This is a genomic window from Thiohalobacter sp. IOR34 (assembly GCF_030406045.1).
Taxonomy (GTDB): Bacteria; Pseudomonadota; Gammaproteobacteria; order Thiohalobacterales; family Thiohalobacteraceae.
Genome location: NZ_CP128988.1, coordinates 1,226,538 through 1,252,015, shown reverse-complemented (window position 1 = coordinate 1,252,015; position 25,478 = coordinate 1,226,538). Strand labels below are relative to the sequence as shown.

Genomic DNA, 25,478 nt, shown 5'->3' with positions numbered 1-25,478 from the left:
TACCCTGCCACGAGGGCCCGTTTACGAGCCTCCCGACCTTGTATATCAAAACCTGCATTCCGATCATTGAGGCCGCCTTGGTGCAATATCCGGGCTAGGGGCCTGCCCAGTTTGCCGCCCCCCCCGGCGGACAGGTCGGTCTTCAGGATCGCCCGCGGTGCATGGCAGGAACCATGCAGGCCGCCGTGCCGGGCTGGCAGACGCTTCATCACGCCCCGGACGGACTGCTAGTCCCGCAGCTGGGGAAAGGCATTGCGTCCGCCATAGATGGCATCGTCCTTGAGCTGGTCCTCGATCCGCATCAGCCGGTTGTACTTGGCGACCCGGTCGGAACGGGACAGCGAGCCGGTCTTGATCTGACTGGCGCTGGTGCCGACCGCGACATCGGCGATCACCGTGTCCTCGGTCTCGCCGGAACGGTGCGAGACCACCGCCGTGTAGCTGGCCTCGGCCGCCATCTCGATCGCCTCCAGGGTCTCGGTCAGGGTACCGATCTGGTTGAGCTTGATGAGGATGGAATTGGCGATGCCCTTGTCGATGCCCTCGCGGAAGATCTTCGGGTTGGTCACGAACAGATCGTCACCGACCAGCTGGATGCGCTCGCCAAGCCGTTCGGTGAGCAGTTTCCAGCCCTCCCAGTCGTCCTCGGCCATGCCGTCCTCGATGGAGAGGATGGGATAGCGGTCGACCCAGGCCGCCAGATAGTCGGTGAATTCCGCGGCGTCCAGGCTACGGCCTTCCGAAGCCAGCACGTACTTGCCATCCTTGTAGAACTCGGAGCTGGCGGCATCGATTCCCAGCCAGATGTCCTCGCCGGCCTTGTAACCCGCCTTGTCGATGGCCTCCAGGATCACTTCGATGGCCGCCTCGTTGGAAGGCATGTCCGGCGCGAAGCCGCCTTCGTCGCCGACCGCGGTGTTCAGGCCGCGTCCGGCCAGCACCGCCTTCAGCGCATGGAACACCTCGGCACCGTAGCGCACCGCCTCGCGGAAGCTGGGGGCGCCCACCGGCAGGATCATGAATTCCTGCAGGTCGACACTGTTGTCGGCGTGCGCACCGCCGTTGAGGATGTTCATCATCGGCACCGGCAGATGGTAGGGTCCCTTGCCCTGCAGCAGACGATAGAGCGGCACGCTGGCCTCGCGGGCCGCGGCCTGGGCCACCGCCAGGGAGACGGCGAGGATGGCATTGGCACCCAGCCGTCCCTTGTTCTCGGTTCCGTCCAGCTCGATCAGCTTGTGGTCGATCTCCTTCTGGGCCAGCGCCTCCATGCCGATCAGCGCCTGGCGGATCTCGCCATTGATGTTCTCCACCGCCTTGAGGACACCCTTGCCGTTGTAGCGCGCGGGATCCCCGTCGCGCAGCTCCACCGCCTCCCGTGCCCCGGTCGAGGCACCGGAGGGCACCGAGGCCCGGCCCACGGCACCGGATTCCAGCAGGACATCGGCCTCGACCGTGGGGTTACCGCGCGAATCCAGGATCTCGCGCCCGCGAATGTTTGCAATCAGGGACATTTTTTCTCCATTATTCCAATCAATTACAATTGATAGTTAATTCTATCTCTGGATCAGATCCGGACATTGTAACCCGCTTCGCCGTCGGCTGGCGATATGCGGGTCACAAGTACGCCGCCTCGGCAAAGCCCTGCTGCTTGACCGCCTGGTCGATGATCTTCAGGGTCTCCAGCAGTTCCGCCATCTTCCCCAGCGGCCAGGCGTTGGGGCCGTCCGACAGGGCCTGGTCCGGATCCGGGTGGGTCTCCATGAAGACCCCCGCGACACCGGCCGCCACAGCGGCGCGGGCCAGCACCGGAACGAACTCGCGCTGACCGCCGGAGCGGGTGCCCTGCCCGCCCGGCTGCTGCACCGAGTGGGTGGCGTCGAACACCACCGGGCAACCGGTCCTGCGCATGATCGCCAGGCCGCGCATGTCGGAGATCAGGGTGTTGTAGCCGAAGGAGACGCCGCGCTCGCAGACCATGATCCGCTCGTTGCCGGCCTCGCGCGCCTTGTCGACCACGTTCTGCATGTCCCAGGGGGCGAGGAACTGGCCCTTCTTGATGTTCACCGGCAGCCCCTGGCGGGCGACGTTCTGGATGAAATTGGTCTGGCGGCAGAGGAAGGCCGGGGTCTGCAGCACGTCCACCACCGCGGCCACCTCGGCCAGCGGCGTATCCTCGTGCACGTCGGTCAGCACCGGCACCTGGATCTGTTCCTTGACCTTCTGCAGGATGCGCAACCCCTCCTCCAGACCGGGTCCGCGGAAACTGGCGGTCGAGGAACGGTTGGCCTTGTCGAAGGAGGACTTGTAGATGAAGGGGATACCGAGACGTTCGGTCATCGCCTTCAGCTCACCGGCAGTGTCGAGCGCCAGTTGCTCGCTCTCGATCACGCAGGGACCGGCGATCAGGAACAGGGGGTGGTCGATACCGACCTGGAAGCCACAGAGTTGCATGGTCAATTCAGTCTCGTCAGGGCCGTGGCGGCTACCGCAGGGCTCAGGCGCTGGCCAGCGAATCGCCGCGGCCTGCCTCGCGGGCGGCGCGCGCGGCGCGGATGAACCCCGTGAACAGCGGATGGCCGTCCCGGGGCGTGGAGGTGAACTCCGGATGGAACTGGCAGGCGATGAACCAGGGATGGTCGTTCAGCTCGACGACCTCCACCAGGCTGTCGTCCAGCGAGGTGCCGACGATCTGCAGGCCGGCGCGCTCCAGCGGCTCCCGGTAGTTGTTGTTGAACTCGTAACGGTGGCGGTGACGTTCGACGATCACGTCCTTGCCATAGGTCTCGTGCACCCGCGAGCCGGGCTTGAGCTTGCAGGGCTGGCCGCCAAGGCGCATGGTGCCGCCGAGGTCGGAGGCCTCGTCGCGCTTCTCCACCCGCCCGTCCTGGGTGGTCCACTCGGTGATCAGGGCGATGACCGGATGCTTGCAGTTGCGGTCGAACTCGCTGCTGTGGGCATCCTCCAGCCCGGCGACATGACGCGCATACTCGATGACCGCCACCTGCATGCCCAGGCAGATGCCGAGATAGGGCACCCGGTTCTCGCGGGCATACTGCACCGCACGGATCTTGCCTTCCACGCCCCGCTCGCCGAAACCACCCGGCACCAGGATGGCATCGACCCCCTCCAGGCAGGCCGTGCCACTGCGCTCGATCTCCTCGGAGTCGACGTACTGGATGTTGACCCGGGTACGGGTGTGGATGCCGGCATGGATCAGGGCCTCGGAGAGGGACTTGTAGGCCTCGGTCAGATCCATGTATTTGCCGACCATGGCGATGGTGGTCTCGCCACTGGGGTTTTCCAGGGCCTCGATCACCTGCTCCCAGTCGGACAGATCCGGCGGCGGGCAGTCCAGGCGCAGCTTGTTGACGGTGATCTCGTCCAGCCCCTGTTCGGAGAGCAGCATGGGGATCTGGTAGATGCTGGCCACGTCCAGGGCGGCGATGACGGCGCGCTCCTCGACGTTGGTGAACAGGGCGATCTTGCGCTTCTCGTCCTCCGGGATGGGCCGGTCGGCGCGGCAGATGAGGATGTCCGGCTGGATGCCGATGGAGCGCAGCTCCTTGACCGAGTGCTGGGTGGGCTTGGTCTTCAGCTCACCGGCGGTCGGTATGTAGGGCAACAGGGTCAGGTGGATGAACAGGGCGTTGTCGTGCCCCTCCTCCACGCCCATCTGGCGGATGGCCTCGAGAAACGGCAGGGATTCGATGTCGCCCACCGTGCCGCCGATCTCCACCATGGCCACGTCGGCGCCTTCCGCGCCGGCGCGGATGCGGCGCTTGATCTCGTCGGTGATGTGCGGAATCACCTGCACCGTGGCGCCCAGGTAGTCGCCGCGCCGCTCCTTGCTGATGACGTAGGAATAGACCCGCCCGGTGGTGAAGTTGTTCTTCTGGCTCATGGGGGCGCGCACGAAGCGCTCGTAGTGGCCGAGATCGAGATCGGTCTCCGCCCCGTCCTCGGTGACGAACACCTCGCCGTGCTGGAAGGGACTCATGGTGCCCGGATCGACATTGATGTAGGGATCCAGCTTGAGCAGGGTCACCTTCAGGCCACGGGCCTCGAGGATGGCGCCAAGCGAGGCGGCGGCGATGCCCTTCCCCAGTGAGGAAACCACGCCGCCGGTAACAAAGATATATCGGGTCATCGAAGCTCAAACAGGTTCGGAGGAACAGGGACAGAGCGCAGGCAGACAACGACGGCGTCTGTGCTCGGGACGGGAGGAAACGATACCAGAAGGGTCAGTCGCACACAATCTGGGAGCTGCCCGCAGAGCGTCCCGGCAGACGGCTCCACTCGAGCCAGAGACCGCTCTCGCCGGCCGCCGCCTGCCAGCCCTCCGCCACCCAGAGGCCGGCCACCGCCAGCAGCTCGTCACCGCGGTACAGAAGCGGCAGCCGCGCCCGTTCCCAGGGCGGCACCCCCGCCTCCTGCAACAGATGCTTCAGCGGCCGCTGATGGGTCCGGCCCGCCGGGCGCAGGCGTTCACCGCCCTGCCGCAGCCGGATCCGCAAGGGGCCGTCGGCCAGGGCCCGCCTCGCCAGCCCCCGGCCGCTTACCGGACGCGCATGCAGGAGGCCACCGGCCAGCGCCAGCGGCGTCTCGGCTGCCCACTCCCGCTCGGACGCCTCCGGCGGCGGCAGGGGTTCGAGGGCATGGAGCGCATCGCGGTAGCGGCGCACCTCGCCGCCGGGCCAGCGGATGCAGGGTTCGGCATCGGCCCGCTCGACCAGGCCATCGCGCTCGATGCGTGCCAGCACCGCACTGCTCGGCAGCGGCAGACCGTGCCCGCGCAGCCAGTAACGCAGCAGGTTGCGCCGCCGTGGCGACCTCAGGGCGCGCAGCGCGGCCACCGAGAGGGTGCCCGCTTCCGCCCCCGCAGCCGCGGCGGCATCCAGCGCGGCCAGCTCGTCGAGCAGACCGGCGGCCTCGGCCTGGTGCGCCGCCACCCGTGACAGCACGGCCGCAGTCGCCGGCCAGCGCTGCTGCAGTCGCGGCAGGATCTCGTGACGGAGCAGATTGCGGTCATAGCGCCGGTCCCGGTTGCTGGGATCCTCGATCCAGCGCAGACCGACCGTCGCCGCGTAGCGACGCAGGTCCTCGCGACCACTTTCCAGCAGCGGCCGCAACAGCCAGCCGCGGGCAAAGGGGCTGCGGGCCGGCATGGCCGCCAGGCCGCGCGGCCCCGCCCCGCGCAGCAGCTGCAGCATGAGGGTCTCGGCCTGGTCGTCCTGATGGTGCGCGGTCAGCAGGGCATGACCCGGCGGCAACCAGTCGGCCAGCGCCCGGTAGCGGGCGCTTCGGGCCGCCGCCTCCGGGCTCTCGCCAGCAGCGGCCCGGGCATCGACCTGCAGATGGACGAAGGGGATGTCTGCGCTGGCACAGAAGGCCCGGCAGTCCTCTGCCCAGGCCGCCGCCTCCGGCTGCAGGCCATGCTCGACATGCACCGCACCAGGGGCCGCGGGCAACCGCTCGCGAACCGATGCCAGGGCCTGCAGCAGCACCCGCGAATCCAGGCCACCACTGAACGCCACCCAGAAGCCCCCGGCCTCCGGACAGAGCGCCTGCAGCCTGGCGGGCAATTCATCGGGGAAGAAATCCATGGGGCCATTTTAACCCGGATATTGCACCAAGGATTCGATGCTCAGGGCGAGGCTGGCAAGGCAGCTTGGGTGATCGTCCGAAAAGTCATAGCCGTTGCCATGGCTTGAGGAGGATCACCCAAGATGCGCAGCCAGAGTCGGCCTGACATCGAATAGGCACAAAGTGTACCCCGCCACGAGGGCCTATTTGCGAGCCTCCTGGCCTTGTATACCAGCCTGCACTCCGATCATAGGGGCCGCCTTGGTGCAATATCCGGGTTAACCCCGCTGTGCCATGGCTACGGAAATCAGGGGGAAGAATCCAGAATTCAGAATGAGATTCCTGCTGGATCCCGGATAGCGTGCGCTTTTCGTGCCTCTCAGACGTAGGGCGGCCAGCGACGCCGGTTTCCGCCCGCTCTTCATAGCCTGGGAAGGCACGAAAAGGATGAAAGGATTTTTCGTGGGTTTCGTGGGTTCCGTGGCCATCCGGCTCTTGCGGCAAACCGATACCGCTGGCCTGAACCACAGAAGCCACAGAGGAAAGCCGTTTGCCGCCTCCGACGTCCTCCGCGATCTCCGGGGCGTGCTGTTCCACGCGCATTCAGCGGGAGATCCGCGAACATCGCGGCCTGGAGGCCGCTCCTACACACTTCTAGCTTCTAGCTTCTGGCTTCTAGCTTCTGAATTCTGGCTTCTGAATTCTGGCTTCTTACCCTCAACGCCCCCCCTGCCACGCGGTCAGGACTTGACGCTGAACTCCCCGTAGCCCATCAGCCGCCGGTGGCGGGAATCGAGCAACTGGTCGACCGGCACCGCCTTGAGGGTCTCGAGTTCGGTGAGCAGCTTCTGCTTGAGCCGCTCGGCCATCAGCGCGGGATCGCGATGTGCCCCGCCCAGCGGCTCCTCGACGATGTCGTCGATCAGTCCCAGATCCTTCAGCCGGCTGGAGGTGATACCCAGCGCCTCGGCGGCATCGGCCGCCTTCTCCGCGCTCTTCCACAAGATGGAGGCGCAGCCCTCGGGCGAGATCACCGAATAGGTGCTGTACTGCAGCATCAGCAGGCGGTCGCCGACACCGATGGCCAGGGCACCGCCGGAACCGCCCTCACCGATCACGGTGCAGATCACCGGGATGCGCAGACCGCACATGACCTGCAGGTTGCGGGCGATGGCCTCGCTCTGGCCGCGCTCCTCGGCATCGATGCCGGGATAGGCACCGGGCGTGTCGATGAAGGTGAACAGCGGCAGCCGGAAACGCTCGGCCAGCTCCATCAGCCGCAGGGCCTTGCGGTAACCCTCGGGCCGGGGCATGCCGAAGTTGCGGGTCAGCTTCTCCTTGGTGTCGCGCCCCTTCTGCTGGCCGATGATCATCACCGGCTGCCCTTCCAGCCGGGCCACACCGCCGACGATGGCGGGATCGTCGGCGAAGGCCCGGTCACCGTGCAGCTGCTCGAAATCGGTGAAGATCCGCTCGATGTAGTCCAGGGTGTAGGGCCGCTGGGGGTGGCGGGCGAGCTGCGAGACCTGCCAGGGCGTGAGTTTGGAGAAGATCGACTCGGTGAGACTGCGGCTCTTCTCCTGCAGCCGGCCGATCTCCTCGCTGATGTTGATCTCGGCATCGTCGCCGACATAGCGCAGCTCCTCGATCTTGGCCTCGAGTTCGGCAATCGGCTGTTCAAAATCCAGAAAATTGAGGTTCATGGTCGGGTCGCGTCGGATTGCTGCAGGATCGGTGGATTTTACCGGTTTCCTGCCAAAGTTACACAGCCCTGGCCACCGACCGCTCAGGCCCAGCCGTACCAGAGCGGCAGGGTCAGGATGCTGAGCAGCGTGGTGAGTGTCACGGCCGCCGCATAGATGCCGGTGTTGAGGCCGTAGCGGTCGCAAAGCACGATGCCCAGCACCATGCTGGGCATGGCGGCCTCCAGGACCACGGCGGTGCGCAACTCACCCGTCATCCCCAGCAACAGGGCCATGCCCCACACCAGCAGCGGCTGCAACGCCAGCTTGAGCACCACCACCGGCAGGATGCTGCCGGCATGGCTCAGCTCGGCGAACCCCCGCACCAGGGCCAGGCCGACGGCGATCAGCATCAGCGGCACCACCGCCGAGCCCATCATGCCGAGCAGGCCGATGAGCCACTCCGGTGCCGGGAGGTCGCTCAGGTTGAAGGCCACGGCGGCCAGCGCCGCCCAGATCGGCGGCACCCGGACCAGCATCCACAGGGGATGGGGACGCTCGCCCCTGTCGCCGTAGCGGGCCGCGAGCAGGATCCCCACCGACAGCAGCAACGGGGTGCAGGCAAACAGGTCGTACTGGATCGCCACCGTTCCGCCCCGCTCGCCATAGAGGCTGATCAGCAGCGGGTAGCCGAGATAGGTGGCATTGGGGAAGGCCGAGGCGAGCAGCACCGCCCCGGCCACCGGCCGCTGCACCCGGCACAGGCGGCAGAGCAGCAGACCGGCGCCCAGCATGCCGAGCACGCCCGCTGCGGCCACGGCGGCGATGTGCAGCGAATCCGCACCGAGCGGCGCCAGCCAGAGCACCTTGAGCACCAGCGCCGGCAGAAACAGGAAATAGACCAGGTCGGTGATCACCCGGCGGATGTGGGTGGCGTCCAGCCGCGCCGGGTTGAACCAGGCCCAGAGCAGACCGGCGCCGATCAGGGCAAACATCTGGAGCAGGGTAACGAGCATGGCCGTGGAGCAGTCCCCTACCCCTCCCGGTACTGGAGCTGCACCCGCTCCGGGCCCGCCAGTTCGTGCAGCCGATGCAGGAGTTCGTCCTCGGGGCGGACCCGCCATTCGTCGCCCAGGGCGAGCCGGGCGCGGGCGACCTCGTTGCGGTAGTCCAGCCAGACCGGGCAGCCGCCCTCCCGGTAGGGTTGCAGGGTCTCGGCCAGGTGCTGCATGAAACCGTTGCCCGCCTGAGCGGCGTCGACCCGGATCAGCAGGCCACGGGCGAAGACCTCACGCGCCTGGGTGATGTCGTAGATCTCGTCGGCGGTGAGCTGGAAACCACCGGAATAGTCGTCCAGCCCCAGGGTGCCGCGCACCACCAGCACCCGGTCCCTGGACAAGAGCTGGCGATAGCGCTCGAAGGTCTCGGAAAAGACCCGCATCTCCAGCCGCGCGCTGCGGTCGTCGAGGGTGACGAAGGCCATGCGCCCGCGGCGGGTATTGCGCACCCGCAGGCCGATCACCAGGCCGGCCACCACCACACTGCGCTCGCCGCCGCGCCCCCCGCCCTCCCCGGCCCCGCTGGTCAGGTCGGCGATCCGGCCGCTGACGATCTGCGCCAGTTCCGCCTCGTAGCGGGCGATGGGATGTCCGGTGAGGTAGAGGCCGAGGGTCTCCTTCTCACCGTTGAGTCGGGTTTCCTCGTCCCACTCCGGCAGTTCGCTGCGTTCCACGGCGACCGCTACCGTGGCCGCCGCATCGGACGAACCGAACAGATCGTTCTGCCCCATGCCCCGGTCGCGCTCGTGCTGCTCGGCCAGCTTCAGCGCCTTGGGCAGATTGGCCATCAGGCTGGCGCGATTCATGCCGGTCTGGTCGAAGGCGCCGGCACGGATCAGGGCCTCCAGCACCCGCCGGTTGAGCTTGCGCAGATCGACCCGGCAACAGAAGTCGAACAGGTCGGCGAAGGAACCACCGGCCTCCCGCTCGGCAAGCATGCCCTCGATGGCCGCCTCGCCCACGCCCTTGATGGCACCCAGGCCGTAGACCACGGTGTCCTCGCCCTCCACCGTGAACTGGTAGTGGGAGCGGTTGATGTCCGGCGCCACCACCTCGAGCTTCATGTCGCGGCATTCGTCGATCAGGGTGACCACCTTGTCGGTGTTGTCCATGTCCGCCGACAGCACCGCGGCCATGAAGGCCGCCGGATGGTGGGCCTTGAGCCAGGCGGTCTGGTAGGACACCAGGGCATAGGCCGCCGAGTGCGACTTGTTGAAGCCGTAGCCAGCGAACTTCTCCATCAGGTCGAAGATGTAGGTGGCGGTCTTCTCGTCCACCCCGCGTTCCAGGGCACCCTTGGTGAAGATCGCTCGCTGCTTGGCCATCTCCTCCGGCTTCTTCTTGCCCATCGCACGGCGCAGCATGTCGGCCCCGCCGAGGGTGTAGCCGGCCAGCACCTGGGCGATCTGCATCACCTGTTCCTGGTAGAGGATGACGCCATAGGTCGGCTTGAGGATGGGTTCCAGGTCCGGGTGGGGATATTCGACCTTCTGCCGGCCGTGCTTGCGGGCGATGAAGTCGTCCACCATGCCGGACTGCAGCGGACCGGGGCGGAACAGCGCCACCAGGGCGACGATGTCCTCGAAGGTATCGGGCTGCAGGCGGCGGATCAGATCCTTCATGCCGCTGGATTCGAGCTGGAACACGGCGGTGGTCCTGCAGCCCTTGAGCAGCTCGAAGGCGGCCGGGTCGTCGAGCGGGATGGATTCGATGTCGACCGGCTCCGCGCCCTGGCGGTTGATGGTCCTCAGCGCCCAGTCGATGATGGTCAGGGTGCGCAGGCCGAGGAAGTCGAACTTGACCAGGCCGACCGCCTCGACGTCGTCCTTGTCGAACTGGCTGACCAGGTTGGCGCCGCCCTGCTCGCAGTACAGCGGCGTGAAGTCGGTGAGCTTGGAGGGGGCGATGACCACGCCGCCGGCATGCTTGCCGGCGTTGCGCGACAGGCCCTCCAGCTTGCGCGCCATGTCGATCACCGCCTGCACGTCCTCCTCCTGTTCGTAGACCTCGCGCAGCGCCTCCTCCTGCTCCAGCGCCTTGTCCAGGGTCATGCCGATCTCGAAGGGGATCAGCTTGGCGATGCGGTCGACGAAACCGTAGGGATGGCCGAGCACGCGGCCGACGTCACGCACCACCGCCTTGGCCGCCATGGAGCCGTAGGTAATGATCTGCGACACCTTTTCGCGGCCGTACTTCCGGGCCACGTAGTCGATCACCCGGTCGCGGCCCTCCATGCAGAAGTCGACGTCGAAATCGGGCATGGACACGCGCTCCGGATTGAGGAAGCGCTCGAACAGCAGATCGTAGGCGATAGGATCGAGGTCGGTGATGGTCAGGGCATAGGCGACCAGCGAACCGGCGCCGGAGCCGCGCCCCGGCCCCACCGGCACGCCGTTGGCCTTGGCCCACTGGATGAAGTCGGCGACGATCAGGAAGTAGCCGGGGAAGCCCATCTGGATGATGACCTCCAGCTCGGTCTCCAGCCGTTCGTCGTAGGGCCGGCGCCGTTCGGCGAAGTCCGGCGCGTTGCGGTCGAACAGCCGGTCGAGCCGCTTCTCCAGCCCCTCACGCGCCAGCTGCCGGAAATACTCCGCCTCGGTGAGGCCGTCCGGGATGGGAAAATCCGGCAGGAAATTCTTGCCCAGGGTCAGTTCCAGGTTGCAGCGGCGGGCGATCTCGACCGTGTTCTCCAGCGCCTCGGGAATGTCGGCGAACAGCTCGGCCATCTCCTCCGGGGTCTTCAGATACTGCTGCTCGCTGTACAAGCGCGGCCGGCGCGGGTCGTCCAGGGTGCGGCCATCGTGGATGCAGACCCGCACCTCGTGGGCCTCGAAGTCCTCGCGGCCGAGGAAGCGCACGTCGTTGGTGGCCACCACCGGCACCCCCTCGGCCGCCGCCAGTCCCACCGCGGCGTGCAGATAGTCCTCCTCGTCACTGCGACCGGTGCGCTGCAGCTCCAGATAGAAGCGGCCGGGGAACAGGCGCTGCCAGCCGGCAAGTCGCTGCCGGGCCTCCGCCTCCCGCCCGGCGAGCAGTTCCTGGCCGATGTCGCCCTCGCGTCCGCCGGAGAGGGCGATCAAGCCGTCGCTCAAGCCCTCCAGCCAGCGCCGGTCGATGATCGGCAGGCCGCGGTGCTGGCCCTCGGTGTAGCTGCGCGAGATCAGTTCGGAGAGATTCAGATAACCGCGGCGGTCCTGACAGAGCAGCACCAGTCGGCTCGGCTGGGCGGGATCCTGGGGATTGCCGATCCAGGCATCGACGCCGACGATGGGCTTGATGCCAGCCGCCATGGCCGCCCGGTAGAACTTGACCATGGCGAACAGGTTGCACTGGTCGGTGATCGCCACCGCCGGCATCTCCGCCTCGCCCACGGCGCGGACCAGTGGCTTGATGCGCACCAGGCCGTCGACCAGGGAGTATTCGCTGTGGAGGCGGAGATGGACGAAGGACACCGGCATGCGGCGAGTTTCCGGGTTTGCGGCCGACTATTCAAGCTTGACAGGGACTGTTCGCCTATTGCACCAGGACGGCCTCGATCCGCCTCCTGTGGCAGCCCCCTTCACCCGCCTATTGCACGAAGGATTCGAGTTTCAGGGCGAATCTGGCCAAGCAGTCTGTTCGATCGCCCGCCGAAGCATAGCCGTAGCTAGGGTTCAAGGGAGGCGGGCAAAATGCGCCGCCAGATTTGGTCTGAACTCGAACAGGCACAAACCGTAACAGGGCACAATTGCTCGCATAGGTGATCACTGCCTCGATAAATGCCGGAAAAATTACGCATGCAAGGCCGCCTTCGTGCAATAGGCGGGTTCAGCCTGCTTCCGTCCCGGTCTGGGCCCTGTCTTCCTGCCCCATCTGCAGCAGGGCAGCGATCTGGCGGCGAAGGAATTCGTTCTCGTCCTCGAGTACCTGCACGCACTGGTGCAGCTCGCGGTTGCTGTTCTCCAGCTCGTGCAGTCGCGCATCGATGTCCTCGCCCTGGCTCAGGGTTTCCTCTCCCAGTCGCTGCAGCAGCTCGCGGACCAGGCCGCGCAGCCGCTCGATGGCCCTGGCCTGCTGCTGCACCAGCCCGGCGGTCGGGGGCTCATCCTCTGCCTCATCTCCGGCCCGGGGGGCGACCTCTGCCGCCGTCAGTCCGGCTGCCTCCACCAGCTCCGCCAGGCGGGATTCCAGCCCCTCCCAGAAGGCCGCATCACGGACGGCCGCCGGCGCCCCGGCGAGGGTCTGTTCGAATTCGAGCAGGGCGAGGCGCAGCCGCTGCTGGAGGCAGTCCCGCTCGGCCAGGCGCTGGCGGGCAAGGCGAATCTCGCGGCGCAGATAGTGCTGCGGTGCCTCAGCCAGCTGCTGGCGACTGCGCCGCAGCAGCCAGGCCAGCACCCCTACCAGGACCAGCAGCACGACCAGCACTTCCAGCAAGGCGACGAAGGTCGCGACGCTCAATGTAACCACGGGGTTCCTCCCCTCCCATGCATCATTGAAGGCACCTTCCCATGCCCTCATGCCTCCTCTGGAAGATAGCGGCAAGTCACTGAGTTACCTGTAGTCTCAACGCCCTCCGTCACTGCCCTCCAGGAGGCGCCTGACCGGGGCGAAGGAACGGCGGTGGACGGGGCTCACCCCCAGGCGCTGCAGCGCCTCCAGGTGGGCCCGGCTGGGATAGCCCTTGTGGCGGGCCAGACCGTAGCCCGGGTAGCGGGCGTCCAGCGCCACCATCTCCCGATCGCGCGCCACCTTGGCGACGATGGAAGCGGCGCTGATGGCCGCCACCCGGCTGTCCCCCTTGACCACGGCCTCGGCCGGGCAGGGCAACTGCCGTGGGCAGCGGTTGCCGTCGATCAGAGCGTAGTCGGCCGGCGGTTCAAGGGCCAGCAGGGCCCGGCGCATGGCCAGCAGGCTGGCCTGGAGGATGTTGACCCGGTCGATCTCCTCGACCTCGGCACGGCCCAGCGCCCAGGCCAGGGCCCGTTCCCGGATCTCGTCGTCCAGGGCCTCGCGACGTCGCTCGCTGAGCTTCTTGGAATCGGCCAGCCCCGCGATCGGCCGCTCCGGATCGAGGATCACCGCCGCCGCCACCACCGGTCCGGCCAGGGGACCGCGGCCGACCTCGTCCACCCCGGCCAGGTGCCGGCAGTCGCCCGAGAAACCGAAGACGAGCTGCCCGCTCATCGACCGAGCAGCTCCAGCACGGCCTCGGCGGCCCGGCCGCTGGCATCGCCCCCCAGTTGCTCATGGATGGCGGCAAAGCGCTGCGCAAGACGCTCGCGGCGGGGCGTGTCGTCCAGCAGCCGCTCGAGGTCGTCCGCCAGGGTGACGGGCTCCACCGCCGCCTGCAAGCGCTCCTCCACCAGCGCCTCGCCGGCCAGCAGGTTGGGCAGTGAATAGTAGGGCAGCCGGACCAGGCGGCGCAGCAACCGGTAGCTGAGCGGTGCCAGTCGGTAGGCCACCACCATCGGTCGCCTGAGCAGCAGCGCCTCCAGGGTCGCGGTACCGGAGGCGAGCAGCACCGCATCGGCGGCGGCCATCAGCTCCCGGGACTGGCCGTCGAGACAGCGGATCGGCGGCGCCTCGGGATGACGGCCGAGCTCGGCCTCGAACAGGGCGCGGGTGGCCGCGGTGGCAAAGGGGGCAGCGAACTGCAGGCCGGGGCGGCGCCGTGCCAGCTCGGCAGCGGCCCCGATGAAGGACGGGGCGAGGCGCGTCACCTCACCCCGGCGGCTCCCCGGCAGCAGGGCCAGCAGCGGCGCCCCCGGCTCGAGCCCCAGGGCGCGGCGGGCCGCGGCGGCATCCACCTCGGCGGGGATCATGTCCGCCAGCGGATGACCGACGAAGCGTACCGGCACGGCATGCTCACGATAGAACTCGGCCTCGAAGGGAAACAGGGTCAGCATGCGGTCGACGCTGCGCGCGATCCGGGGCAGCCGGTAACGGCGCCAGGCCCAGACCGAGGGACTGACGTAGTGGGCGACCGGGATGCCCGCCGCCCGCAGCCGGCGCTCCAGGCCAAGATTGAAATCCGGCGCATCGATGCCGACAAACAGGTCCGGCGGCCGGGCGAGGAAATGCCCGGCCAGCTGGCGGCGCAGCCGCAGCAGGCCGGGCAGATGGCGCAGCACCTCGACCAGCCCCATCACCGAGAGGCGTTCCATGGGAAACAGGCTGCGGCAGCCGGCCGCCTGCATCAGCGGACCGCCGATGCCTTCGAACTCGATCCCGGGGCAACGCTCGCGCAGGGCCTGGATCAGCCCGGCACCGAGCAGGTCGCCGGAGGCCTCGCCGGCCACCAGGCCGATGCGCAGTGGACGGTCCCCGGAGATGGCAACCACGGGCCGGCTCAGCGGATGATGCCGCGACGCTGGTGTTTGAGGAAATCGACGAAGGGCTGCAATGCCGGCTCCTCCGCGGTCTGTTTCTCGAGGCGGCGGATGGCGTCTTCCAGTCCCAGGCCGGAACGGTACAGGGTCCTGTAGGCCCGTTTCAGCGCCAGCAGGGTCTCGGCGCTGAAACCACGCCGCTTCAGACCCTCGGTATTGAGGCCGTGCGGCCGGCCCGGCTGGCCGGAGACCATGACGTAGGGTGGCACATCCTTGCCGATCGCGGTACCGAAGGCGGTGAAGCAGTGTGCCCCGAGGGTGCAGAACTGGTGCACCAGGGTGAAACCGCCGAGGATGACGTAGTCCTCGACGCGCACATGACCGGCCAGCGAGGCGGAATTGGCGAAGATGGTGTGGTTGCCGACCTCGCAGTCATGGGCGATGTGCACATAGGCCATGATCCAGTTGTCGTCACCGATCCGGGTGACACCGGCATCCTGCACCGTGCCCCGATTGATGGTCACGAACTCGCGGATGGTGTTGCCATTGCCGATCACCAGCTCGGTCGCTTCCCCGGCGTATTTCTTGTCCTGGGGGTCCTCGCCGATGGAGGCGAACTGGAAGATCCGGTTGTCACGGCCGATCCGGGTCGGCCCGCGGATCACGGCATGCGGCCCGATGCGGCAGCCGCTGTCGATCTTCACCCCGGCGCCGATCACCGCAAAGGGGCCGACCTCCACGTCGTCGGCCAGTTCGGCGGCCGGATCGATGACGGCACGCGCGTCGATCAAGCGCCCACCTCCCGCTCGGTGCACATGATCTCGGCGCTGGCCGCGAGCTGGCCATCGACCCTGGCGGTGGCCTCGAACACCCAGATGCCACGCTTGCTGGTCTTCACCTTCACCTCCAGCATCAGCTGGTCACCGGGCTCGACGGCGCGCTTGAAGCGCGCCTTGTCGACCCCGACCAGGAAGTAGAGGGTGTTCTCGTTGCGCCCGTCCTGACCGACGGTGCGAAAGGCCAGCAGGCCGGTGGCCTGGGCCATGGCCTCGATGATCAGCACCCCGGGCATGATCGGCCGCTGCGGGAAATGTCCCTGGAAGAAGGGCTCGTTGTAGGTAACGTTCTTGTAGCCCAGCAGCGACTCGCCCGGCACGTACTCCACGACCCGGTCGATGAGCAGGAAGGGGTAGCGGTGCGGCAGGTACTGCATGATGGCATTGATGTCCATATTGATATCGGTCATGCTCGCGTCCAGTCTGATTGGCGCCCGGGGGGCGCTCATTGTTCATCGGAGAGTTTCTTTTCCAGTTTTCGCAGTCGCCGCGCCATCTCGTCCAGTCGCCGCAGGCGCACGAAGACCTTGTTCCACTGTTCATTGGGCATCGCCGCCAGGCCGGAGGAATAGACCCCCGGCTCGGTGATCGACTTGGTCACCATCGACATGCCGGTCACCACCACGTGATCGGCGATCTCCAGGTGACCGACCACCCCCACTCCGCCGGCGAGCATGCAGTGACTGCCGATGCGGGCGCTGCCGGAGATACCGACGCAGCCGGCGATTGCCGTGTGGGCACCGATATGCACGTTGTGGGCGACCTGGATCTGGTTGTCCAGCTTGACACCCTCCTCGATCACCGTGTCCTCCAGCGCCCCGCGGTCGATGGTGGTGTTGGCACCGATCTCGACATCGTCACCGATCCGCACTCCTCCGAGCTGGGGCACCTTGACCCAGTGACCACCGTCGTCGGCGATGCCGAAGCCATCACTGCCGATCACCGCCCCCGGATGCACCAGGCAACGCCGGCCGAGCTGCACGCCGTGACAGAGGGTGACCCTGGCCACCAGGCGGCTGTCGTCGCCGATCCGGCAGCCCCGGCCGAGCACACAACCGGGACCGATCCGCACCCGGGCACCGATCCGCACCCCGTCCTCGACGACCGTCAGTGGTCCGATGCTGGCGCTGGCATCGATCTCGCAGCCATCCCCGATCACCGCACTGGGATGCACCCCGGGTTCGGGTGAGGGTTCGGTACTGAGCAGGGCCGCGACCCGCGCATAGGTCACATAGGGCCGCTCGCTGATCAGCACCGGGACCGGACAGTCGGCGGCATCCTCCGGAGCGAGGATCACGGCTCCGGCGCGGGTGCCGGCCAGGTACTTGCGGTAACTCGGGTTGGACAGGAAGCTGATGCAGTCCGGACGCCCATGCTGCAGGGTACAGACCCCCTCGATACGCAACCCCGGCTCGCCTTGCAGGCGCGCACCAGTACGTTCAGCGAGTTCTCCCAGGGTCAGGCTCAAGTCGAGGATCCCGGCTACTTGGACGACTTGAAGGCCTTGTCGAGATGCTGCAGAACGGCATCGGTGATGTCGATGCGCTTGCTGGCAAAGACCACACCTTCACTGAGGATCAGATCGAACTTCTCCTCCTTGGCCAGGGTGACGATGGCCTCGTAGAGGCGGCGCTGCAGTTTGGACAGTTCCTCGTTGCGGCGAATGTTGAGATCCTCGCGGAACTCGTCCTGGGAACGCTTCAGCTCGCGCTTGCGGCTGATCAGTTCGCGTTCCAGCTTGGACCTCTCGGCCTCGCTCATCACTGCGCCGTCGCGAGCCAGCTTCTCTTCCTTGCTCTTGATTTCGCGTTGCAGGGCAACCAGATCCTTCTCCCGTGGCGCGAACTCCGCCTCCATCTTGCTGATCGCGGCCTTGGCCTGCGGCGCCTTCTCCATCAGCTTGGCGGTGTTGACGAAACCGACCTTGACCTCGGCTGCCGCCAGCCCCGGCAGCAGCAAAGCACAGAGCAGCAGGATACTGTGGATATGTCTTTTCATCGCTTCTGGGCCCCCTGCCCGATCTAGAAGTTGGTACCAATTGTAAACTGGAAGATCTGGGTGTCATCCCCCTCCTTCTCGTTCAGGGGCTTGGCCAGACTGAAGGTCAGGGCGCCGAGTGGCGACAGCCAGGTGGCGCCGACACCCACCGAGTAGCGCAGTTCGCCGGCCTCGAAGTCGTTGAAATCGGCAAAGACGTTACCGATGTCGAAGAAGGTGCTCATGCGGAAGGACTTCAGTTCCGACAGCAGCGGCGGCGGGAAATACAGTTCGACATTGCCGAGCAACTTGAAGGCACCGCCGATCGGCTGCCTGGTGGCACTGTCCTTGGGACCCAGGGTGTTGTCCTGGAAGCCGCGGATGGAGCGCACACCGCCGGCATAGAAGTTCTTGAAGAACGGCAGCTGATCATAGTCACCGTAGCCGTCACCATAACCGATCTCGCCATTCAGCGACAGGGTCAGATAGCGGGTCAGGGGCACGTAGAGCAAATGCCGGTAGTTGATCTTGTAGTACTGCAGATCGAGTCCGGGCAGGGTCACCTCGGCGGACAATCGCTGCAACATGCCACGATCGGCGAACAGGGCCTTGTTGCGGGTGTCGTGCGCCCAGCTGGCAGTGAGGCGGATGTTGTCGAAAGTATCGCCCTGCGCGTTGATGTAATCCGCCACCACCTGGGGCGAGAAGGCGGTCTGGGAGAGTTCCAGGTGTTCGAACTCGGCATTCAGCCGCACCCGGTCGAACTCGTTGATCGGCACGCCGAAGCTGACATTGCCACCGTAGGTGTCGACGTTGTAGCTGGCCAGGTTCGCCTGGCTGGCATCGGTCTGCCGGAAGTAGGCGCCAAAACCACGGCTCACCCCGTCCACCGTGTAGTAGGGATTGACATAGTTGAAACTGTAGACGGTGTTGACCTGGCTGTTGTTGAAACTGAAGCTCACCTGCTTGCCGGTGCCCAGGAAATTGTTCTGACTGACGCTGGCGTTGAACAGGATGCCCGAGGTCTGCGAATAGCCGAGGCCGAGCAGCAGGTTGCCGGAGGGTCGCTCGGTCACCGAATAGTTGACATCCACCTGATCGGGGGTGCCGGGCACGCTGGGCGTCTCGACGTTCACCTCCTCGAAGTAACCGAGCCGGTCGAGGCGGGTGCGGGAACGTTCCACCGCCGAGGCCGAGAACCAGCCAGCCTCCATCTGCCGCATCTCGCGGCGCAGCACCTCATCACGGGTGCGCGTATTGCCCACCATGTTGATGCGCCGCACATAGACCCGTTTGCCCGGATCGACGAAGAAGGTCACCGTCACCAGCCGCTGCTTCTCGTCGACCTCGGGAATGGTATTGACGTTGGCGAAGGCATAACCCTGGTCGCCGAGATACTCGCCGATGGCGTCCACCGTGGAGGTCACATAGCGCCGCGAGAAGATGTCCCCCGGATTGATACCGACCAGCGGAAACAGCTCTTCCGGCGGCACCACGAAGTCACCGGCCAGCTTCACCTCCTTGACGCGAAACTGCTCGCCTTCGGTGATATTGATGGTGATATAGATGTCCTTCTTGTCGGGAGTGATCGAAACCTGGGTGGAATCGATGTTGAAATTGATGTAGCCGCGGTCGAGATAGAAGGAGCGCAGGGTCTCCAGGTCCGCGGCCAGCTTCTGCTTGGAATACTGGTCGGCCTGGGTGTAGAAGGAGAGCAGCGTCGGGGTACTGAGCTTGAAACGGTCGAGCAGCGTCTCGTCATCGAATACCTTGTTGCCGACGATGCTGATGTGCTTGATGCGCGCGGCGCGTCCCTCCGAGACCTGGATGCTGATCCCGACCCGGTTGCGTTCCAGCGGTGTAACCGTGCTCTCGATACGCACCGCGTACTTGCCACGCGAGAAATACTGGCGGCGCAGTTCCTGCTCCACCTTGTCCAGCAGGGATCGATTGAATACCCGGCCCTCGGCGAAACCGATCTGCTTCAGCGAGTCGAGCAGCGGCTCGGTCTCGATGTCCTCGTTGCCGCTGATCTCGATGCTGGAGATCGCCGGCCGCTCCTGCACCGCCACCACCAGCACGTCACCCTCACGCTCGATGCGCACGTCCCTGAAGAAGCCGGAACGGAACAGCGCCCGAATCGCCGCCTCGGAACGCGCATCGTCGAAGCGTTCGCCGATCTTCACCGGCAGATAGTTGAACACCGTTCCGGCGGTGATGCGCTGCAATCCCTCGACCCGGATATCCCTGACGACGAAGGGTTCGAAGGCCCAGGCGTGACTGGTGACCAGGACGGCCAGCAAGAGGGCGGAAAGGCGTGATCTCATTTGATGCGGGTCCGACTGTTGTTGGTAGCGTTGTCAGTTCAGCAGACGTGAAAAATCGTTGAAGACGGCCAGGCTCATCAGGGCCAGCAGGATGGCAATGCCGATCCGCTGACCGAACAGTTCCGCCTCGGGCGACAGCGGGCTGCCCTTGAAAAGCTCAATAAGGTAATACAAGAGGTGGCCGCCATCCAGTACCGGGATCGGCAGCAGGTTGAGCACACCCAGGCTGATGCTGACCACACCGAGGAAACCGAGGAAGCTGGCCAGCCCCATGCTCGCCGTGTGGCCGGCATACTGGGCGATGCTGATCGGGCCGCTGATGTTCTCCACCGAGGCCTCCCCCACCAGCATCTTCCACAGGGTGCGCAGGGTCAGGGCAGTCATCTCCCAGGTCTTGGCGAGACTCGGGCCAATGGCCTCCAGCGGCCCGTGGCGGATCTCGGTGCGCAGCTCGGCGCCGAGCGATTCAGGCACCTCGGGATAGGCACCGATGCGCCCGATGTCCCGGTTGTCGATCTCCACCCGTTCCGGTTGCAGATCGAGCTGCAGACGCTGGCCGTCGCGCTCGACCTCGAGGCGGATCGGCTGCTGGGGGCGGGCCTGCACATACTCCACCCAGACACTCCAGTCCGGGATCGGCTGGCCGTCGGCGGAGAGGATATGGTCACCAGGCCGCAGCCCGGCCCGCTCCGCCGCTCCGCCGGCCACCAGCTTGCCGATCACCGGCGGCAGGACCGGCCGCCAGGGGCGGATACCGAGCCGCTCCAGCAGGTTGCCGCGATCGAGCAGGTCATCGACGCCGTCGAGGCGCAGGGTCAGCCGGCGCAGCACCCCGTCGCCACCCTGCACCTCGAGCTGCAGATCGCGGTGATCCAGCGCGCCGTCGAGCAGCGCCAGGACCGCCGTCTGCCAGGTCGGCGTCTCGCGCTCATCGACTCGCAGCAGCTGATCGCGCGGCTGCAGGCCGGCCTCGGCCGCGGGCGTGTCCGGCAGCACCTCGCCGACCACCGCCTTGACCCCGGGTACGCCACCGACATACATCATCCAGTAGACGAGGATGGCGAACAGGAAATTGAACAGCGGGCCGGCCACCACCACCGCCATGCGTGCCGCCAGCGGCTTGCGGTTGAAGGCACGATCGAGCTGCTCGGGCGGCACCTCGCCCTCGCGCTCGTCGAGCATCTTCACATAGCCGCCGAGCGGGATGGTGGCGATCACGAACTCCACATCCTCGGGGCTGCGCTGCCAGCGCCAGATGGGGTTGCCGAAGCCGACCGAGAAACGCAGCACGCGCACACCGAGCCGCCGCGCCACCCAGAAGTGGCCGAACTCGTGCACCGTGACCAGCAGGCTGAGCGCCAGGACGAAGGCCGCCAGGGTGAACAGGATGCCGCTCACGAGACGCTCCTCTGCGCCATCTCGGCGATCCGCGCCTCGGCCAGCCGCCGGGCCTCGGCATCGGCCTCGAGCAGACCGTCGAGATCCTCCACGGGCCGCGGATCCAGGCCGTCGAGACAGGCCTCGATGACCGCTGCAATGGCGGTGAAACCCAGGCGGCCGTCGAGGAAGGCCTGCACCGCGACCTCGTTGGCGGCATTGAGGATGGCCGGCGCGGTGCCGCCCTCGCGCCAGGCCCGGTAGGCCAGCGCCAGACAGGGGAAGCGGTCCGGATCAGGCGCCCGGAAGTCGAGCCGGCCGACCGCGAACAGGTCCAGGGGCTCGACGCCGGAATCGATGCGCTCCGGCCAGGCCAGGGCATGGGCAATGGGGGTGCGCATGTCGGGATTGCCGAGCTGGGCCAGCACCGATCCGTCCACATAGTCGACCATCGAGTGGATCACGCTCTGCGGATGCACCACCACCTGCACCTGTTCGGCGGGCAGGTCGAACAGCCAGCAGGCCTCGATCACCTCCAGCCCCTTGTTCATCATGGTCGCCGAATCGACCGAGATCTTGCGGCCCATGTCCCAGTTGGGGTGGGCGCAGGCCTGTTCCGGGGTCACCCGCTCCAGCTGCTCCGGCGGGGTATCGCGGAACGGCCCGCCGGAAGCGGTGAGCAGGATGCGGCGCACCCCGGCCGGCCGGCGGCCCGGGCTGAAATCCGCCGGCAGGCACTGGAAGATGGCATTGTGCTCGCTGTCGATCGGCAGCAGCAGGGCACCGTGCGCCCGAACCTCGCGCATGAACAGGGCGCCGGCCATCACCAGCGCCTCCTTGTTGGCCAGCAGCACGCGCTTGCCGGCACGCACCGCGGCCAGCGCGGGGGGCAGACCGGCGGCACCGACGATGGCCGCCATCACCGCGTCCACCTCGGGCAGGGCCGCCACCCGCAGCAGGCCCTCGACACCGGCCAGCACCTCGATCGGCAGGCCCTCCTGCCCCAGCCGTTCCTCCAGCCGCCGGGCGCTGGCAGGATCGGCCAGCACCGCATAGCGCGGCCGGTGCCGGCGACAGAGTTCGTACAGGCCGTCGACGTCGCGGTTGGCAGTCAGCGCCAGCACCCGGTGCCGCCGTGGATGCCGGGCCACCACGTCCAGGGTGCTGCGACCGATGGAACCGGTCGCCCCCAGCACACAGAGTCCGCAAGGTCTCATGCCACCCCCATCATCTGGATGCCGAAGGCAAACAGCGGCGCGGCCGCAAGCAGGCTGTCGATCCGGTCCAGCACCCCGCCATGGCCGGGAATCAGCTGGCCGCTGTCCTTGAGGCCCGCCTGACGCTTGAGCAGGCTGATGAACAGATCGCCGACCACAGACAGGGCGCTGCAGGCCAGCGCCAGCAGCACGAAGCCAGCCAGCACAGGACCGTCCCAGCCGAACCAGAGGGCGGCGAGCGCGCCAGCCAGGCCGCTGGCCGCGAGGCCGCCGGCCACCCCTTCCCAGGTCTTGCCCGGACTGACCCGGGGAGCCAGCTTGTGACGGCCGAGGGCCCGGCCGGTGAAATAGGCGGCGCTGTCGGTCACCCACATCAGCACCAGGATGAACAGCAGCAGCTGGGGACCGGTTCCGCCCTGCCCCTGCAGCAGATTGAGCGCCACCCAGGCAGGCACCAGGACCGGCAGGGCCAGCACCGCCTTCAACCCGGCCCGTTCCTGACCCCAGTGCGGCCAGCGCAGCCAGATCCCGGCCAGCAGCCACCACAGCAGCGCACCCGAGGCGATTGCCCGGGAGACGGCCGGCTGGTCGAGCAGCGGATAGAGCACGCCGAGCAGCAGGCCCAGCACGGCAAGGAAGGCGAGACGGGTCGGGAGGCCGGCGAGTGGCACCAGGCGCGTCCACTCCCAGGCGGCAGCCAGCAGCAGCAGGCCGCTGGCCGCGGCGAAGCCCGGTGCCGGCAGCGCCAGCACGGCCCAGATAACCAGGGGGATCAGGATGAGCGCGCTGAGAATCCGGACCTCAAGCACCCTTCAGGCGCTCCACCTGCTCGCCGGTGTGGCCGAAGCGGCGCTGCCGCCCGGCAAACCACTCCAGCGCCTCGCTCAGGCACTGGGCATCGAAGTCGGGCCAGAGGGTCTCGGTGAAATAGAGCTCGGTATAGGCCAGCTGCCAGAGCAGGAAGTTGCTGATCCGCTGCTCGCCCCCGGTACGGATGAACAGGTCCGGCTCCGGAAGCTGGGCCAGACTGAGGCAGGCGCTGAAGTTTTCCTCGTCGATCTCGGACGGATCCAGATCGCCGTCCCGCGCCTCGGCGGCCAGGCGCCGCGCCGCCTCGACGATGTCCCAGCGGCCGCCGTAGTTGACGGCGATGGCCAGCCGCAGACCGTCGTTGTCGGCGGTCAGGGACTCGCTCTCGTCCATCAGCCGGCGCAGCTTGTCGGAGAAGGCGCTGCGGTCACCGATGAAGCTGACCTGGACGTTGTTGGCGTGCAGGTCGCGCACCTCGCGCTTGAGGGTGTTGATGAACAGGTCCATCAGCAGCCGCACCTCGGTGCGCGGCCGGCGCCAGTTCTCGCTGCTGAAGGCAAACAGGGTCAGCGCGCCGATCCCCTGGTTGCGGCAGGCCTCGACGATGCCGCGCACCGCCTTGACCCCCTCGCGATGTCCGGCCGGTCTCGGCAGGCCGCGACGACGCGCCCAGCGGCCGTTGCCATCCATGATGATGGCGATGTGCTGCGGTCTCTCCTGCAGCAGCCGGCTGTCGATTTGGCTGATCTCGGACATGGGAAGGGGATCCGCTCAGATCTCCATCAGTTCCTTTTCCTTCGCCTGCAGGATCTGATCGATCTCGGCGACGAACTGGTCGGTGAGCTTCTGCACCCGCTCCTCGGCGCGGCGCGCATCGTCCTCGGAGATCTCCTTCTCCTTGAGCAGCTCCTTGAAGTCGTTGTTGGCATCACGCCGGATGTTGCGGATCGCCACCCGGGCGGCCTCACCCTCCTGGCGCACCAGGCGGATCATGTCCTTGCGCCGCTCCTCGGTCAGCGGCGGCAGCGGGATGCGCATCACCGTGCCCGCGGTGTTGGGGTTGAGGCCGAGGTCGGATTCCAGGATGGCCTTCTCGATCACCTGCACCATGTTCTTCTCCCACGGGGTGACAGTGAGGGTCCGGGCATCCTCCACGGCGACGTTGGCCACCTGTTTCAGCGGCGTGGGACTGCCGTAGTAGTCGACCATGATGTGGTCGAGCAGGCTGGTGTGCGCCCGACCGGTGCGCAGCTTGCTGAGATCGGTCTTCAGCGACTCCACGCTCTTGCCCATGCGAACCTTGGCATCCTCGATAATTTCGTCGATCATCCGCCCTTACTCCGTTGTGTCCCTGAGCACCAGCGTGCCCACCGGCTCGCCGCAGACGGCGCGCATCAGGTTGCCCGGCTGGTGAATGTTGAAAACCATCAGCGGCATGTCGTGGTCACGGCACATCACCAGGGCAGTGGCGTCCATCACCATCAGCTTGCGGGCCAGGGCCTCGTCGTAGCTGAGGCGATCGAAGCGTTCCGCCTTGGGGTTGGTCTGCGGATCGTCGGTGTAGACGCCGTCGACCTGGGTCGCCTTGAACAGGATGTCGGCACCGATCTCGATGGCACGCAGACTGGCCGCGGAATCCGTGGTGAAGAAGGGGTTGCCGGTGCCTGCCGCGAACAGCACCACCCGGCCCTGGTCCAGATGACGCAGCGCCTGGTCGCGCGAGAAGCCCTCGCAGACGCCAGCGACGGGCAGCGCCGACATGACCCGCGCCTCGCTGCCCAGGCGCTGCAGGGCATCCTGCATGGCCAACGCGTTCATCACCGTGGCCAGCATCCCCATCTGGTCGCCCTTGACCCGGTCCATGCCGGCCGCCGCCAGCCCGGCGCCGCGGAAGATGTTGCCGCCGCCGATCACCAGGCCGACCTGGACGCCGTCGCTGACGATGTCGTGGATCGCCTCGGCAAAGCGCAGCAACACCGCGGGATCGATGCCGGCCTCCTGCGCGCCCATCAGGGCCTCGCCGCTCAGCTTGAGAAGGATGCGTCGATATTTCGGGCAGGATGCTGTCATGTTTGTGCTTATATATTAGTGGATTGCAATATGCGTCCGCGGCCAGGCCGATAGTCGCCCTGGCCCCGCGCCGCGCCTATTGTCGTCTTTTTTTGAAGCAAATGCCATGCACACGACGGGGCCGCTAGCCCGGATATTGCGCCAAGGCGGCCCCTATGAATCGGAGTGCAGGCTGGTATACAAGGCCAGGAGGCTCGCAAATGGACCCTCGTGGCGGGGTACGGTTTGTG

At 66.8% G+C, this 25,478-nt stretch carries 21 protein-coding genes; all 21 read right to left on the bottom strand.

All coding sequences use genetic code 11. The features are described 5' to 3' along the window. Positions 1-227: 227 nt before the first annotated feature. Positions 228-1,514, bottom strand: a complete 1,287-nt coding sequence (gene eno, locus QVG61_RS05760; RefSeq protein WP_289932412.1) for a phosphopyruvate hydratase — start codon at positions 1,512-1,514, stop codon at positions 228-230. A 103-nt stretch (positions 1,515-1,617) separates the two neighbouring features. Continuing rightward, a complete protein-coding gene (gene kdsA, locus QVG61_RS05755; RefSeq protein WP_289932726.1) occupies positions 1,618-2,454 on the bottom strand; it encodes a 3-deoxy-8-phosphooctulonate synthase in 837 nt (278 codons plus the stop codon). A gap of 43 nt (positions 2,455-2,497) precedes the next feature. Beyond that, positions 2,498-4,150: a CTP synthase gene (locus tag QVG61_RS05750; protein WP_289932410.1), complete on the bottom strand. Its 1,653-nt coding sequence runs from the start codon at positions 4,148-4,150 to the stop codon at positions 2,498-2,500. Between the two features lie 94 nt (positions 4,151-4,244). Next, entirely contained in the window at positions 4,245-5,606 is a 1,362-nt protein-coding gene (tilS, locus tag QVG61_RS05745) for a tRNA lysidine(34) synthetase TilS (protein WP_289932409.1), read from the bottom strand. Positions 5,607-6,326: 720 nt separating this feature from the next. Then, positions 6,327-7,289, bottom strand: coding sequence for an acetyl-CoA carboxylase carboxyl transferase subunit alpha (gene accA, locus QVG61_RS05740; protein WP_289932408.1), 963 nt, complete (start codon positions 7,287-7,289; stop codon positions 6,327-6,329). Between the two features lie 83 nt (positions 7,290-7,372). Next, positions 7,373-8,284 (bottom strand): AEC family transporter, encoded by a 912-nt coding sequence (locus tag QVG61_RS05735; RefSeq protein ID WP_289932407.1) that lies wholly within the window; start codon positions 8,282-8,284, stop codon positions 7,373-7,375. A gap of 17 nt (positions 8,285-8,301) precedes the next feature. After that, positions 8,302-11,784: a DNA polymerase III subunit alpha gene (gene dnaE, locus QVG61_RS05730; RefSeq protein WP_289932406.1), complete on the bottom strand. Its 3,483-nt coding sequence runs from the start codon at positions 11,782-11,784 to the stop codon at positions 8,302-8,304. Between the two features lie 349 nt (positions 11,785-12,133). Beyond that, entirely contained in the window at positions 12,134-12,772 is a 639-nt protein-coding gene (locus QVG61_RS05725; RefSeq protein ID WP_289932405.1) for a hypothetical protein, read from the bottom strand. A 96-nt stretch (positions 12,773-12,868) separates the two neighbouring features. Next, on the bottom strand, positions 12,869-13,489 hold the full coding sequence (rnhB, locus tag QVG61_RS05720) for a ribonuclease HII (protein WP_289932404.1): 621 nt from the start codon (positions 13,487-13,489) through the stop codon (positions 12,869-12,871). Then, positions 13,486-14,637, bottom strand: coding sequence for a lipid-A-disaccharide synthase (lpxB, locus tag QVG61_RS05715; RefSeq protein WP_354671210.1), 1,152 nt, complete (start codon positions 14,635-14,637; stop codon positions 13,486-13,488). The genes rnhB and lpxB overlap by 4 nt, the downstream gene beginning before the upstream one ends. A gap of 17 nt (positions 14,638-14,654) precedes the next feature. Next, a complete protein-coding gene (gene lpxA, locus QVG61_RS05710) occupies positions 14,655-15,425 on the bottom strand; it encodes an acyl-ACP--UDP-N-acetylglucosamine O-acyltransferase (protein WP_289932402.1) in 771 nt (256 codons plus the stop codon). Next, positions 15,422-15,880, bottom strand: a complete 459-nt coding sequence (gene fabZ, locus QVG61_RS05705) for a 3-hydroxyacyl-ACP dehydratase FabZ (RefSeq protein WP_289932401.1) — start codon at positions 15,878-15,880, stop codon at positions 15,422-15,424. The genes lpxA and fabZ overlap by 4 nt, the downstream gene beginning before the upstream one ends. Positions 15,881-15,915: 35 nt before the next feature. Beyond that, positions 15,916-16,947, bottom strand: a complete 1,032-nt coding sequence (gene lpxD, locus QVG61_RS05700; protein WP_354671209.1) for a UDP-3-O-(3-hydroxymyristoyl)glucosamine N-acyltransferase — start codon at positions 16,945-16,947, stop codon at positions 15,916-15,918. A 5-nt stretch (positions 16,948-16,952) separates the two neighbouring features. Then, complete coding sequence (locus QVG61_RS05695) at positions 16,953-17,468, bottom strand: OmpH family outer membrane protein (protein WP_289932399.1); 516 nt, start codon at positions 17,466-17,468, stop codon at positions 16,953-16,955. A gap of 23 nt (positions 17,469-17,491) precedes the next feature. Further along, entirely contained in the window at positions 17,492-19,774 is a 2,283-nt protein-coding gene (gene bamA / locus QVG61_RS05690) for an outer membrane protein assembly factor BamA (protein ID WP_289932398.1), read from the bottom strand. A gap of 33 nt (positions 19,775-19,807) precedes the next feature. Then, positions 19,808-21,172 (bottom strand): RIP metalloprotease RseP, encoded by a 1,365-nt coding sequence (gene rseP / locus QVG61_RS05685; protein WP_289932397.1) that lies wholly within the window; start codon positions 21,170-21,172, stop codon positions 19,808-19,810. Then, the gene (ispC, locus tag QVG61_RS05680) at positions 21,169-22,368 is read right to left on the bottom strand and encodes a 1-deoxy-D-xylulose-5-phosphate reductoisomerase (RefSeq protein ID WP_289932395.1); all 1,200 of its coding nucleotides are present in this window, start codon (positions 22,366-22,368) and stop codon (positions 21,169-21,171) included. Before ispC ends, rseP begins: the two co-directional genes overlap by 4 nt. Continuing rightward, positions 22,365-23,177: a phosphatidate cytidylyltransferase gene (locus tag QVG61_RS05675; protein ID WP_289932394.1), complete on the bottom strand. Its 813-nt coding sequence runs from the start codon at positions 23,175-23,177 to the stop codon at positions 22,365-22,367. The genes ispC and QVG61_RS05675 overlap by 4 nt, the downstream gene beginning before the upstream one ends. Further along, positions 23,170-23,934: an isoprenyl transferase gene (locus tag QVG61_RS05670; RefSeq protein ID WP_289932393.1), complete on the bottom strand. Its 765-nt coding sequence runs from the start codon at positions 23,932-23,934 to the stop codon at positions 23,170-23,172. Before QVG61_RS05670 ends, QVG61_RS05675 begins: the two co-directional genes overlap by 8 nt. Positions 23,935-23,949: 15 nt before the next feature. After that, complete coding sequence (gene frr, locus QVG61_RS05665) at positions 23,950-24,507, bottom strand: ribosome recycling factor (protein ID WP_289932392.1); 558 nt, start codon at positions 24,505-24,507, stop codon at positions 23,950-23,952. Positions 24,508-24,513: 6 nt separating this feature from the next. After that, positions 24,514-25,248 carry a UMP kinase gene (pyrH, locus tag QVG61_RS05660; protein WP_289932391.1) on the bottom strand — a complete coding sequence of 245 codons (735 nt, stop codon included), beginning with the start codon at positions 25,246-25,248 and terminating at the stop codon, positions 24,514-24,516. Positions 25,249-25,478 lie beyond the last annotated feature (230 nt).